Origin of the sequence: Kitasatospora sp. NBC_00315 (assembly GCF_041435095.1) — a bacterium.
Lineage (GTDB): Bacteria > Actinomycetota > Actinomycetes > Streptomycetales > Streptomycetaceae > Kitasatospora.
Genome location: NZ_CP108025.1, coordinates 2,372,722 through 2,384,425 on the forward strand (window position 1 = coordinate 2,372,722; position 11,704 = coordinate 2,384,425).

The following is an 11,704-nucleotide window of genomic DNA, read 5'->3' on the forward strand; positions in this document are numbered from 1 at the left end:
TGCGGCTGGCCCGGGCCGCTGTCGCGGCCGCCCCCCGCCAGCTTAGCCGCAGCCGCCGGCGACCGAGGAGCGCCGTCCGACCGGTGGAACCGGGCCCGCGCCGGACGGCGGCGGACGCGGCACGGGCGCGGCCGCGTCCTCCTCGACCGTGTCGGGGTGGAGCGGCCGCGCCCGTCGGCGGCTGCGCCGGTGCGCCACGCGGGCCGGGGCGCCTAGTGCGCGCCCAGTCCGGTGAGCGACCGGACCTCCAGTTCGGCGTACTTCGCCGGGTCGGCGCTCTCCTTGGAGAGCAGGGTGCCGATCCAGCCGAGCAGGAAGCCGATCGGGATGGAGACCAGGCCGGGGTTCTCCAGCGGGAACCAGTGGAAGTCCGAGTGCGGGAAGAGCGAGGTGGCCTTGCCCGAGGTGACGGTGGAGAACACCACCAGCAGCACCGAACTGATCAGGCCGCCGTAGACCGAGCAGACCGCGCCCCGGGTGTTGAAGCGCTTCCAGAACAGCGAGAAGAGCAGGGTGGGCAGGTTCGCCGAGGCCGCCACCGCGAAGGCCAGGGCGACCAGGGCCGCGGTGTTCAACTTCTCGGCGAATATGCTCAGCACGATGGCCACGGCGCCGATCGCGATCGCCGCCAGCTTGGCGGAGCGGATCTCCTCCTTCTCACCGGCCTTGCCGCGCCGGATCACGTTGGCGTAGAGATCGTGCGCGAAGGAGGCCGAGGAGGCCAGGGTGAGGCCGGCGACCACGGCGAGGATGGTGGCGAAGGCGACCGCCGAGATCACCGCGAGCAGCACCGCACCGCCGGTGGAGCCGGCCCCGCCACCGAGCTTCTCCGCGAGCAGCGGGGCGGCGGTGTTGCCCGCCGCGTTGGAGGCCTTGATCACCTTGGGACCGACCAGCGCGGCGGCGCCGAAGCCCAGCGCGAGCGTCATGAGGTAGAAGCCGCCGATGATGCCGATCGCCCACAGCACCGACTTGCGGGCGGCCTTGGCGGTGGGCACCGTGTAGAACCGCACCAGGATGTGCGGCAGGCCCGCGGTGCCCAGGACCAGCGCCAGGCCGAGGCTGAGGAAGTCGAGCTTGGTGGTGCCGGTGACGCCGTACTTGAGGCCCGGCTCCAGGAAGGCGTTGGCCTTTCCGCTGGCGTCGGCGGCGGCTCCCAGCAGGGCCGAGATGTTGAAGTGGTACTTGGCGAGCACCAGGATCGTCATCAGCGCGGTGCCGACGATCAGCAGCACCGACTTCACGATCTGCACCCAGGTGGTGCCCTTCATGCCGCCGACGGCGACGTAGACGACCATCAGCGCGCCGACCGCCACGATCGTCCAGCGCTTGGCGGCGCCGCCCTCCACCCCGAGCAGCAGCGCGACCAGCGATCCCGCGCCGACCATCTGGGCGAGCAGGTAGAAGATCGACACCACGATGGTGGAGATGCCGGCCGCCGTCCGCACCGGGCGCTGGCGCATCCGGAAGGCCAGCACGTCGGCCATGGTGTAGCGGCCGGAGTTGCGCAGCGGCTCCGCGACCAGCAGCAGGGCGACCAGCCAGGCCACCAGGAAGCCGATCGAGTAGAGGAAGCCGTCGTAACCGAAGAGCGCTATGGCGCCGGCGATGCCGAGGAAGGACGCGGCGGACATGTAGTCGCCGGAGATGGCCAGGCCGTTCTGGAATCCGGTGAAGCCGCGTCCGCCGGCGTAGAAGTCGGCGGCGTCCTTGGTCTGGCGGCCGGCCCAGATCGTGATGCCCAGGGTGGCGAGGACGAAGACACCGAACAGCGTCATGGTCAGGCCGCGGTGCTCGGTCGCGGCCGTGGCGAGCTGCGCGCTCGCGATGCTGGTGGTCATTCGCCGGCCTCCCTGGGCGCGTGGACGGTTGCCGTGTCGAAGCGCGCGCGGATGGCCGCGGCGGGCGGGTCGAGCCGGCGGTCCGCGAAGCGGGCGTACCAGGCGGCGATCACGAAGGTGGAGAGGAACTGCAGCAGGCCGAGCACCAGCGCGACGTTGATGTGGCCGACGACCTTGGTGGCCATGAAGGCCGGGGCGTAGCTGGAGAGCAGCACGTAAAGCAGGTACCAGAGGACGAAGCCGACGGTCACGGGGAACGCGAAACTGCGGAAGGAGCGCCGCAGATCGCGGAACTCCTCGCTCTCCTCGATGCGTTGGACGTGTGACTCGTCGGTGACGGTCGGCGGTGATTCCACTCGGTGTCTCCTGGCTTCCTCGTCGGATCGGAGCACGGCGCAGCGGCCGGACGTGAGGGGCGTCACAGTCCTGGGTGCGCCGCCGATGCTAGGAGTGATCGAAGGGTCGCGAGAAGACCTTGCGCACGATCAGCCGGATCTTCACCCCGGTGTGTTCGCGAATTGGCCGAAACGCGTCAGGTTCACACACGCCCGCGGGGCGGCGCCGGTCTGGGCGCCGCCCCGCGGGCGGTTCGGTGGGACACCCGCCGGGCGCGTGGCCGGGCGGGCGGCCGGCTCAGAAGGCGATCCGCACCTTGAGCGCCGAGCGGTCGTCCATCGCCCGATAGCCCTCCGGAACACCGTCCAGGTCGACGGTGCGGTCGAAGACCGGGCCCGGGTCGATGGCGCCGGAGAGCACGTCCTGGAGCAGCTCGGGGATGTACGCCCGGGCCGGCGCGACCCCGCCGCGCAGCGAAACGTTGCGGCCGAACATCTGGCCGATGTCCACCCCGGCGCTGCCGCCGTGCGGCACGCCGACGTAGCCGACCGCGCCGCCGTCGCGGGTGATCGAGATCGCGGTGCGCATCGACTCCTCGGTGCCGACCGCCTCCAGTACGGCGTGCGCGCCCTGACCGCCGGTCAGCTCCTTGATCGCCTCGACGGCGGCCTCGCCGCGCTCGGCGACCACGTCGGTGGCACCGAAGGTGCGGGCGATGTCGGTCCGCGCCCGGTGGCGGCCGAGCGCGATGATCCGGCCCGCACCGAGCCGGTGGGCGGCGAGCACGCCGCAGAGGCCGACCGCGCCGTCGCCGACCACCGCGACGGTCGCGCCCGGCCGCACGCCGGCCGAGACGGCGGCGTGGTGGCCGGTGGACATCACGTCGGAGAGCGCGAGCAGGCCGGGCAGCAGCTTCTCGTCGGAGGCGGCCTCCTTGGGCAGCCGCACGAGGGTGCCGTCGGCGAACGGGACGCGGACCGCCTCGCCCTGGCCGCCGTCCGAGCCGACCTCACCCCAGAAGCCGCCGTGCGGGCAGGAGGTCTGCAGGCCCTCGCGACAGAAGTCACACGTGCCGTCCGACCAGACGAACGGGGCGACCACGAGGTCGCCCCGCCGCAGGCCGCGTACCTCCGAGCCGATGTCCTCGACGACGCCGAGGAACTCGTGCCCGATCCGCTGGCCCGCGACGCGGGCCGCCACACCCCGGTAGGCCCACAGGTCACTGCCGCAGATACAGGCGTTGACCACCCGTACCACGGCGTCGGTGGGGTGGCGGATCGCGGCGTCGGGCACCTCCTCGATCCGGATGTCGTTGGGGCCGTGGATCACGGTGGCGCGCATGAGGGATCGTCCTTCGGAGGAGGCTGCCGCCGGGGTGCGGGCGGCCGGAACGCATTCGACAGGGTGTACGACGAACACGCTCACCACTCTATTCCGGCGGGGGGTGTCGGACATTCGGGCCGGAGCGGCCCTCCGCGGCGCTTATTCTGTTTGACCATGCACGCGATCCAGTCACCGACCGACAGCGCCCCGTGGGTGGTCCCCCTGCCGGCGCAGCGCGCCGCCGCCCCGGCCGAGGGCTTCGCGGTGGTGGACGTCGAGACCACCGGCCTCGGCCGCTCGGACCGGGTCATCTCTGCCGGCGTCTACCAGCTGGACGCCGAGGGCGAGGTCACCGACCAGTGGTACACCCTGGTCAACCCCGAGCGGGATCCGGGCCCGGTCTGGATCCACGGCCTCACCAGCGAGGTCCTGCGCGGCGCTCCGACCTTCCGGGAGATCGCCGAGGAGCTGGCGGAGCGGCTGCGCGGGCGGGTGATGGTCGCCCACAACGCGCTCTTCGACTGGAACATGATCTCCCGCGAGTACTCGCGGGCCGGCCTGCGCGCCCCGGTGGACCACCGGATCTGCACCATGGTGCTCTCCCGTGACCTGCGGCTGCCGCTGCCCAACGGCAAGCTCGCCTCGCTGGCCGCGCACTTCGGCGTGCAGCAACGGCACGCGCACAACGCGCTGGACGACGCCAGGGTCCTGGCGGAGGCCTTCCGGCCGAGCCTGCACCTGGCCCGCCAGGGCGGGGTCCCGCTGCCGCTGCAGGCCTGCGTGGCGGTCACCGACCTCGGCGAGGAGGAGCCCGCGGCCCCCGGCCGCAGCTCCTGGACCGGCTCGTCCTACCGGGCCGCCAGGAAGCGCCCGCCCTGCCCCTACCCGAACCCCGGGCGCTGGGAGGACGGGAGGCCGCTGATGCAGGGCATGCGGGTGGCGATCACCGGCGACACCGCGACCGACCGCGAGGTGCTGGAGGACCGCGCCGTGGAGGCCGGCCTGCACATCGCGACCTCGGTGAGCCGGCTCACCAGCCTGCTGGTGACCAACGAGCCGGGCAGCTGGAGCGGGAAGGCCCGCAAGGCCCGGGACCTCGGCACCCCGGTGATCGGCGAGGACGCCTTCCTGCAGCTGCTGCGCGAGGTGGCACCGCACGCGGACCGGGCCTGACGACCCCGGTGTCCGGCCCGCGCGTGAGGTGGGCGTACGGTGCCAATGTGTACCGTTTTCTGCTCTCCCGGCGCTGGGTGATCACCGTCCTGATCGCCCTGCTGCTGATCCCCGCCACCGTCCGGCTGGGCTTCTGGCAGCTGCACCGCCACGAGGCCCGGGTCGCCCGCAACGAGCTGATCGCCCGCTCGCTGACGGCGCCGCCGGTCGCCTTCGACTCGCTCAGCGCCGCCGGCGCCGCCGTGTCCAAGGACCTCACCTGGCGGGCGGTCACCGCGGCCGGGACGTACGACGCCGCGAACGAGTTCGTGGTGCGCAAGCGCACCGACGCGGGCGGGGACAACATCGGCTACTTCGTGGTCACGCCGCTCAGGCTCGCGGACGGCAGGGGCGAGGTGCTGGTCAACCGGGGCTGGGTGGCCTCCGGCGGGTCGGCGACCACCTACCCGGAGGTCCCGCCCGCGCCCTCCGGCGAGATCACCCTGACCGGCCGGATGCGGGCGGACGAGACCTCGGCCGGCAGCGGGATCCGGGACCGCGGCGGACTGCCGGACCGCCAGTTCAACCTGATCAACAGCGCCCAGCAGGCCACCCGGAGCCACGCCGCCGTGCTCCCGGGCTACCTGGAGCTGACCGCCACCGACCCGGCCCCGGCGAGCCAGCCCGAACTGCTGCCCGAGCCCAACCACTCGGACATCGGCCCGCACATGGCGTACGCCGTCCAGTGGTGGCTGTTCACCGCGATGATCCCGGTCGGGGTCGGGATTCTGATCCGCCGCGAGGCCAGGGACCGAGCCGCCGAGCGGGCCAGGCCGGCCGTGGAGTCCGGCGCCGCCCCGGATCCGGTCCCGGCGGCCTGAAGCGCGGGGCCGGCCCGGCCGCGCGGGGCCGGTACCGGCCCGCTCTCAGAGCACGTCCTCCAGATCGCGCAGCAGCCTGGCCTTGGCGCGCGCGCCGACCAGCGACTTCACCGGCTCCCCGTCCACGAACACCATCAGCGTCGGCATCGACAGCACGGCGTACGCCACCTGCGTCTGCGGATTGACGTCCACGTCCAGGGTCACCACCTTGAGCCGCCCGGCCTGCTCCCGTGCGACCTCGGCCAGCACCGGCGCGATCATCCGGCACGGCGGGCACCAGTCGGCGGTGAAGTCCACCAGCACCGGGCCCGTGGCGGCGAGCACCTCCGCGGCGAACGACTCGTCCGTGACCGACTCGACCCCTGTCACCTGCACCATCGGGTTCCTCCCTCTAGTCGTGCGTTCCGTGGGCCAGCTCGCAGCGCGGCTCCGGTCCCGGGCCGGCGGCGCCGGCCTCCAGTTCGGCCCGCGACAGCTGGGCCCCCACCTGCTCGCGGACCTGCCGCAGCCGCTCGATGCAGGCGTCCAGCTCCGCGAGCTTGCTGCGGTAGACCTCCAGCGAGGCCGGGCAGGTGTCACCCGCCGGATGGCCGGCCTGCAGGCACTCCACGAACGGCCGGGTCTCCTCCAGGCCGAACCCGAAGTCCTGCAGCAGCCGGATCTGCTGGAGCAGCCGCAGGTCCTCCTCGCCGTAGGCCCGGTAGCCGTTGCCGCTGCGCCGGGCCGGCAGCAGCCCGCGCGACTCGTAGTACCGCAGCGTCCGGGTGGTCGTCCCGGCCCGTCTGGCCAGCTCGCCGATCCGCATCCCTCGCTCCTTCCGGCCGCACCGCGCCGCCGGGACCGACGGTAGACCCTGACCCTGACGTCAACGCCAGCCGCGGGCGGTACCGGGCGGGCGGGCGCGGCTGCGACACGGACCGGACCCGGCAGCGGCGAGCGGCGGTACGGGCGGGCGACAATACCGTCCATGGATCTTGGATTGCAGGACAAGGTGTACGTGATCACCGGCGCCACCCGGGGCCTGGGCCTCGCCGCCGCCCGGGAGCTGGCCGCGGACGGCGCCCGGGTGGTGATCAGCGGCCGCTCCCGGGAGTCGGTAGACGCGGCGGTGGCCGAGCTGGGCGGCGAGGCCCGCGCACACGGCGTGGTGGCGGACAACGCCGACCCCAAAACGGCCGCGCGGCTGATCGAGGCGGCTCGACAGGGGTTCGGGCGACTGGACGGCGTGCTGATCAGCGTCGGCGGCCCGAAGGCCGGCCCGGTGGTGCTGGCCGACGACGAGACCTGGCGCGGCGCCTTCGAGTCGGTGTTCCTCGGGGCGCTGCGAATCGCCCGGGCGGCGGCCGCCGAACTGGACGCCGGCGGTGTGATCGGCTTCGTGCTCTCCGGCTCGGTCCGTGAGCCGATCTCGGGCCTCGGGGTCTCCAACGGACTGCGACCGGGCCTGGCGATGGCCGCCAAGTCGCTCGCCGACGAGCTCGGTCCGCGCGGCATCCGGGTGGTCGGCCTGCTGCCGGCCCGGATCGACACCGACCGGGTCCGCGAGCTGGACGCGCTCAGCGGGGACGCCGAGGCCGCTCGGGCCCGGGCCGCCTCGGCGATCCCGCTCGGGCGCTACGGCACGGCCGAGGAGTTCGGCAGGGTCGCCGCCTTCCTGCTCTCCCCCGCCGCCTCCTACCTGACCGGTGTGATGATCCCGGTGGACGGCGGGGCCCTGCGCGGGCTGTGAGGCCCGGGCGCTGCGGCTCAGAGCACCCGCGGGTGCTTGGGGGTGGCGGCGGGCTTCTTCGTCGCCACCCGCAGCCGCAGCCTGGCCGGCAGCCCGTTCAGGCCCACGCTCGTCCTCGCCTCGGTGAGCGGGCCCGCCTCGATCCGCCGCAGAAGGGTCGCCGGATCACCGCCCGGCGCCAGCAGGACGGTGCCGCGCACGGCGAGCCGCTTGCCCCGGCCCTCCATCCGCACCCGCGCCCGCTGGACCTCCGGCAGCCGCTGCACGCCGGAGCGGAGCGCGTCCTCCAGCGCCTTGGTGCGCAGCCGCAGCCGCAGCCCCGCGTCCGCCGGGGCGGGCAGGGCCAGACTGCTCGGCGCGGTGCGGCGCAGCTGGGCGAAGAACCACCAGAGTCCCAGCACGATCACCAGGGAGAGCGCGCCGACCACGGCCGGCCACCACCAGTCCCGGTCCGTCCAGCGGGTCCGTGAGGCATGGCTGAACAGCGGCTGGTCGGGCGAGGTGAGCGGCCACCAGTGCGGCGGGTCGAGGTTCAGCCGTGCGTACAGGTCGAGGCCGCCGGCGAGCACCAGCAGTCCGCCGAGCAGCAGGAGCACCCCGGCCACGGCCAGCAGGATCCGGTTGACGGTGGACCGGCTCATTGCCCGACTCCTCTCCCGGCCCGGCCCGGCGGGCGCGGGCCGCTCACAGCTTCGTCCGCAGGGTGCGGACTTCCAGGGCCACCGGGCGGGCCAGGGCGATCCGGTCGAGTTCCGCCGCCAGCGTGCGCTGGACGGCCGCCGGGTCGGCCGGTCCGGTGATCGTCACCCGGGCCCGACGGCGGTTGATCCGTACGGTGGTGTCCTCGACGCCGGGCACCTCGTGGGCCCGGGTGAGCAGCAGGGCGCCGACGCCGGCCCGGTCGATCACCGCCTCGGTCGCCACCGCCCCGGGCGGCGGGCGCAGCGGCAGCCAGCGGCGCAGCCCCGGGGCGAACGCCAGCCGGCAGAGCCAGCCGCCGACGACGACGGCCGCGCCGGCGCCGATCAGCACCCAGAGGTCGTCCAGATGGCGTGTCTGCAGCTGTTCGGCGAGGTCCGCGCGCCACTGCCGGGCCGGGTGGCCGGTGCGTACGGCGACCACGTCGTAGAGCAGGGCGCCGCCGGCCACCAGCGCCACCAGGACGACCAGGCCGGCGGCGACGGTCCGGGGGGCACGGGGGCGGCGCACCCGGACGGTCGGCGCCGGCGCGGCGTCGGTGCCGGCGTCGGTGCCAGTGCCGGTGCCGGTGCCGGTGCCGGTGCCGGTGCCGGGAGCAGCGTCCGGGCCCGTACCCGGAGCAGCGTCCGGGCCCGGGTCCGGCGCGGCGTCGAGCTCCGGCGCCTCCTCGGCGGGCGGAGCCTCCTCGGCGGGCGGTCCCGGTCCGGGTTCCGGTTCCTCGGTCGGTCCGGTCATCGCCGCCTGCCCTCCCCGAGCGTCATCTCATTCCCCGTCCGTCTTCGGCAGCAGCCGCTCGACCACGACCGTCACCTCGGCCACCCGGGTGCCGGTGAGCGTGACGACCTGCTCGGCCACCCGGTCGCGCACCGCGCGGGCGAGCGACGCGAGATCGGCGGGGAAGGGCAGCTCGACGCCGACCCGGACGGTGGCGGTACGGCCCGGCACGGAGACGGACACGTCGGGCGGGGCTCCGCGCCCGGCCCGGCCGACCCAGGCCGTCTCCAGCGCGTCCCGGGCGGCCCGGGCGGCGATCTTCGCGAACACCCGGTCGGCGATCCGCAGGCTGCCCCGTCGGCCGTCCGCCGCCGACGGCGCGACCACGGCCGGCATCAGCGGCGCCGGTCGCGGCCGCGCAGCAGATCGCCCAGGTCGCCGAGGTCGATGTCGCCCTCCAGCAGGCGGCCCGCCACGAAGCCGATCGCACCGAGGACGGCCACCAGCAGGAAGGCCGCGAACCCGCCGAAGTAACCGGCGAAGCCCAGGGCCATTCCCACCACCAGGCCGACGATGGCCAGGTTCATCCACTGCTCCTCGTATGTGCCGGCAACCGCCGGGGATGGGCGCGACCTTTACCGCTACTGCAACTTGGGCCGCTGGCCGGACGGCACCGGCTCCTCGTCCTCGTCGATGTCCGGCTCGTCCGGCAGGTGCACGTCGTTGACCGCGATGTTCACCTCCACCACCTCCAGACCGGTCATCCGCTCGACCGCGCTGATGATGTTCTCCCGTACCTGGGTGGCGAGCCGGGGGATCACCACGCCGTACTCGACGACCAGGGCGATGTCGATGGCGGTCTGCTTCTCGCCGACCTCGGCCTTGATGCCCCGCCCCATGCTCGACTTGTTGCCGGGCACCTTGTCGCGCATCGCGCCGAAGGTGCGGGACAGTCCGGAGCCCAGGGCGTGGATGCCGGAAACCTCGCGGGCGGCCATGCCGGCGATCTTCTCCACCACTCCCACCGCCAGTGCGGTGCGTCCCCGCTCCGCGGACGGATTCGATCCGCCCGACGATCCGGTGGAGGGGTTGGCGGTGCCGGCGGCGGTGTTCTTGTGCAGCGCGTTGGGCGTCGGCGTGTCGGGCATGAGGGGATCTCCTGTCGTTGCGTGTCCAGCTATATCGCAATTCATCCCAACTCTGGCATTCCGCCACGTAACGCGCTCCCGGAAAGCACGGACGGCCCGCACCCCCACCGGGGCCGGGCCGTCCGTGTGCCGCCCGGTCGGGCGGCGGGATCCGCGGTCAGTCGCCGATGCCGGCCAGATCCCGCATCCGCCGGGCCTGTGCCACCCGTTCGGCCGAACGCTGCTCGTCGAAGGAGCGGGAGCCGGCGCCCTGGAGCAGCGCCTTGGTCTCGATCACCGCGTTGCGCGGGGCCGCCAGCAGCGCGGCCGCGAGATCCCCGACGGCGGCGTCGAGCTCGGCGGCGGGCACCGCGAGGTTGGCCAGACCGGTCGCCACCGCCTCCTCGGCGCCGACCCAGCGGCCGGTCACGCAGATCTCCAGCGCCCTTGCGTAGCCGACGAGTTCGGTCAGCGGCTTGGTGCCGGCCAGATCCGGCACGAGGCCCAGCGAGGTCTCCCGCATGGAGAACTGGACGTCGTCGGCGACCACCCGCAGGTCGCACCCGAGGGCCAGCTGGAAGCCGGCGCCCACCGCGTGCCCCTGGACCGCCGCGATGCTGATCAGATCCGGGCGGCGCCACCAGGTGAACGCCTCCTGGAAGCCCGCGATGGTGTCGTCGACGTCCTTGTCCTCGGCCGCGGCGAGCTGGAGGAAGTTCCGCTCGCCGGGGATGCCCTCGGGAGTGAACATCGCGCGGTCCAGGCCGGCCGAGAAGGAGACGCCCTCGGCCCGCAGGACGACCACCCGGACGGTACCGGGCAGGACGCGGCCGGCTTCGGCGAGTGCCCGCCACATCGCGGGCGACTGGGCGTTGCGACGCTTGGGCTGACAGAGCGTCACGTGCGCGACCGCGCCGTCGATCTCCAGTCGTACGCCGTCCTGCTCCCCGGGCTGGGCCTGCGGATCGGTGGCGGGAGTGGTCATGGGGCACCTCCGGCGGTGAGGGGGTCGCGCGACTGCGCGCCGCCGAGAGGGTGGCGGCGGACCACGGCCGGCGATGGGCGCGAAAGACCCCGCCGCCTGGCTACCGGAGAGTAACAAACTTGCGCCGGAGGTGACAGGGGCGCTCCGGCGGGCCCGTCGGCCCCCGCCGGGCGACCGGCTCCGGACATGACGATCGGCGGCCGGTTCGCCCGGTCCGGGGGCGGACGACCGTCGCGTCGTCTCCCCGGCCGGCGCACCGCCGCCGATTCATCCTGGGTCTCGGCCTCACGGCCGCGCACAGCGCCCGGCGCGGCGACCGTGACCCCCTCGGGCCCGTCCGGCCGTACCGCCCGTCGACATGACGGAGTGTCAGGAACCAGCTCCAGCAGTAGCCTTGTTCTTGCCCCGCGTGGCACCGCCGCGGCCCCGGAGGATCACTCCGGACTCGCTGAGCATGCGGTGCACGAAGCCGTACGAGCGACCGGTCTCCTCCGCCAGCGCGCGAATGCTCGCTCCGGAGTCGTATTTCTTCTTCAGATCGGCCGCGAGCTTCTCACGCGCGGCACCGGTTACCCGGCTGCCCTTTTTCAGAGTCTCGGCCACCCGTGCCTCCTCGTAGCGTTGCTCGGTCAGATTCCCATGATCACCCATCGACAGCATCCTGGCCACCCATTCGACAAGGTGGATGTCGCGAAGCGCGGGGCACCGGTGGTGATCGCAGCGCACAAGGGCGCTCACGCTGGGTGCACGCCCCCCTGACTCCGAGTGCCCCGGCGGGACGAAAGAGCTGATCAGCACGGCCGCCCCGGCACCTCGGAAGCGAAGGGCCCATGGAATCCCACACAAACGGAATCCCGGACCACTTCATTCCCGGACACACCGGGAGGACCAGTTCTTCTCGTACGGACGGCGGACCG

The 11,704-nt window shown here is 73.6% G+C and carries 15 protein-coding genes; 3 read left to right on the plus strand and 12 right to left on the minus strand.

Annotated elements, in window-relative coordinates; translation table 11 throughout:
- Positions 1-212: 212 nt before the first annotated feature.
- The 3 genes from OG823_RS09400 to OG823_RS09410 all read right to left on the minus strand — a co-directional run bounded on the left by OG823_RS09400 (position 213) and on the right by OG823_RS09410 (position 3,518).
- On the minus strand, positions 213-1,841 hold the full coding sequence (locus OG823_RS09400; protein WP_371479000.1) for a cation acetate symporter: 1,629 nt from the start codon (positions 1,839-1,841) through the stop codon (positions 213-215).
- Entirely contained in the window at positions 1,838-2,197 is a 360-nt protein-coding gene (locus tag OG823_RS09405; RefSeq protein WP_371479001.1) for a DUF485 domain-containing protein, read from the minus strand. Before OG823_RS09405 ends, OG823_RS09400 begins: the two co-directional genes overlap by 4 nt.
- Before the next feature lie 277 nt (positions 2,198-2,474).
- Positions 2,475-3,518, minus strand: a complete 1,044-nt coding sequence (locus tag OG823_RS09410) for a zinc-dependent alcohol dehydrogenase family protein (RefSeq protein WP_371479002.1) — start codon at positions 3,516-3,518, stop codon at positions 2,475-2,477.
- Positions 3,519-3,674: 156 nt separating this feature from the next.
- Between OG823_RS09410 and OG823_RS09415 the strand changes: the two genes are divergently transcribed.
- Positions 3,675-4,673 (plus strand): DEDDh family exonuclease, encoded by a 999-nt coding sequence (locus OG823_RS09415; RefSeq protein ID WP_371479003.1) that lies wholly within the window; start codon positions 3,675-3,677, stop codon positions 4,671-4,673.
- 47 nt (positions 4,674-4,720) lie between these two features.
- On the plus strand, positions 4,721-5,533 hold the full coding sequence (locus OG823_RS09420) for an SURF1 family protein (RefSeq protein WP_371479004.1): 813 nt from the start codon (positions 4,721-4,723) through the stop codon (positions 5,531-5,533).
- Between the two features lie 45 nt (positions 5,534-5,578).
- On the opposite strand, the gene trxA is transcribed toward OG823_RS09420, so the two are convergent.
- Together trxA and OG823_RS09430 are read right to left on the minus strand one after the other, a co-directional pair.
- Positions 5,579-5,911, minus strand: coding sequence for a thioredoxin (trxA, locus tag OG823_RS09425; RefSeq protein ID WP_371479005.1), 333 nt, complete (start codon positions 5,909-5,911; stop codon positions 5,579-5,581).
- Positions 5,912-5,924: 13 nt separating this feature from the next.
- On the minus strand, positions 5,925-6,338 hold the full coding sequence (locus OG823_RS09430; RefSeq protein WP_371479006.1) for a MerR family transcriptional regulator: 414 nt from the start codon (positions 6,336-6,338) through the stop codon (positions 5,925-5,927).
- A gap of 162 nt (positions 6,339-6,500) precedes the next feature.
- On the opposite strand from OG823_RS09430, the gene OG823_RS09435 reads away from it, so the two are divergent.
- A complete protein-coding gene (locus OG823_RS09435; protein WP_371479007.1) occupies positions 6,501-7,262 on the plus strand; it encodes an SDR family oxidoreductase in 762 nt (253 codons plus the stop codon).
- A gap of 17 nt (positions 7,263-7,279) precedes the next feature.
- Here OG823_RS09435 and OG823_RS09440 read toward each other — a convergent pair whose 3' ends face one another.
- The 7 genes from OG823_RS09440 to OG823_RS09470 form a co-directional block, all read right to left on the minus strand.
- Positions 7,280-7,903, minus strand: a complete 624-nt coding sequence (locus OG823_RS09440) for an alkaline shock response membrane anchor protein AmaP (RefSeq protein WP_371479008.1) — start codon at positions 7,901-7,903, stop codon at positions 7,280-7,282.
- A 43-nt stretch (positions 7,904-7,946) separates the two neighbouring features.
- The gene (locus tag OG823_RS09445; protein WP_371479009.1) at positions 7,947-8,696 is read right to left on the minus strand and encodes a DUF6286 domain-containing protein; all 750 of its coding nucleotides are present in this window, start codon (positions 8,694-8,696) and stop codon (positions 7,947-7,949) included.
- Between the two features lie 27 nt (positions 8,697-8,723).
- Positions 8,724-9,071, minus strand: coding sequence for an Asp23/Gls24 family envelope stress response protein (locus OG823_RS09450; protein WP_371479010.1), 348 nt, complete (start codon positions 9,069-9,071; stop codon positions 8,724-8,726).
- Entirely contained in the window at positions 9,071-9,262 is a 192-nt protein-coding gene (locus OG823_RS09455) for a hypothetical protein (RefSeq protein WP_371479011.1), read from the minus strand. The genes OG823_RS09450 and OG823_RS09455 overlap by 1 nt, the downstream gene beginning before the upstream one ends.
- A 54-nt stretch (positions 9,263-9,316) precedes the next feature.
- Positions 9,317-9,823: an Asp23/Gls24 family envelope stress response protein gene (locus tag OG823_RS09460; RefSeq protein ID WP_371479012.1), complete on the minus strand. Its 507-nt coding sequence runs from the start codon at positions 9,821-9,823 to the stop codon at positions 9,317-9,319.
- Positions 9,824-9,980: 157 nt separating this feature from the next.
- On the minus strand, positions 9,981-10,787 hold the full coding sequence (locus OG823_RS09465; RefSeq protein ID WP_371479013.1) for an enoyl-CoA hydratase/isomerase family protein: 807 nt from the start codon (positions 10,785-10,787) through the stop codon (positions 9,981-9,983).
- Between the two features lie 369 nt (positions 10,788-11,156).
- A complete protein-coding gene (locus tag OG823_RS09470) occupies positions 11,157-11,390 on the minus strand; it encodes a helix-turn-helix domain-containing protein (protein WP_030059940.1) in 234 nt (77 codons plus the stop codon).
- Between the last annotated feature and the right edge of the window lie 314 nt (positions 11,391-11,704).

Bases quoted from the DNA above. Each gene is read 5' to 3' on its own strand.
- OG823_RS09465 (WP_371479013.1), bottom strand. From the start codon at position 10,787: ATGACCACTCCCGCCACCGATCCGCAGGCCCAGCCCGGGGAGCAGGAC.
- OG823_RS09415 (WP_371479003.1), top strand. From the start codon at position 3,675: ATGCACGCGATCCAGTCACCGACCGACAGCGCCCCGTGGGTGGTCCCC.
- OG823_RS09400 (WP_371479000.1), bottom strand. From the start codon at position 1,841: ATGACCACCAGCATCGCGAGCGCGCAGCTCGCCACGGCCGCGACCGAG.
- OG823_RS09410 (WP_371479002.1), bottom strand. From the start codon at position 3,518: ATGCGCGCCACCGTGATCCACGGCCCCAACGACATCCGGATCGAGGAG.
- OG823_RS09435 (WP_371479007.1), top strand. From the start codon at position 6,501: ATGGATCTTGGATTGCAGGACAAGGTGTACGTGATCACCGGCGCCACC.
- OG823_RS09445 (WP_371479009.1), bottom strand. From the start codon at position 8,696: ATGACCGGACCGACCGAGGAACCGGAACCCGGACCGGGACCGCCCGCC.
- OG823_RS09430 (WP_371479006.1), bottom strand. From the start codon at position 6,338: ATGCGGATCGGCGAGCTGGCCAGACGGGCCGGGACGACCACCCGGACG.
- OG823_RS09455 (WP_371479011.1), bottom strand. From the start codon at position 9,262: ATGAACCTGGCCATCGTCGGCCTGGTGGTGGGAATGGCCCTGGGCTTC.
- OG823_RS09440 (WP_371479008.1), bottom strand. From the start codon at position 7,903: ATGAGCCGGTCCACCGTCAACCGGATCCTGCTGGCCGTGGCCGGGGTG.
- trxA (WP_371479005.1), bottom strand. From the start codon at position 5,911: ATGGTGCAGGTGACAGGGGTCGAGTCGGTCACGGACGAGTCGTTCGCC.
- OG823_RS09450 (WP_371479010.1), bottom strand. From the start codon at position 9,071: ATGCCGGCCGTGGTCGCGCCGTCGGCGGCGGACGGCCGACGGGGCAGC.
- OG823_RS09460 (WP_371479012.1), bottom strand. From the start codon at position 9,823: ATGCCCGACACGCCGACGCCCAACGCGCTGCACAAGAACACCGCCGCC.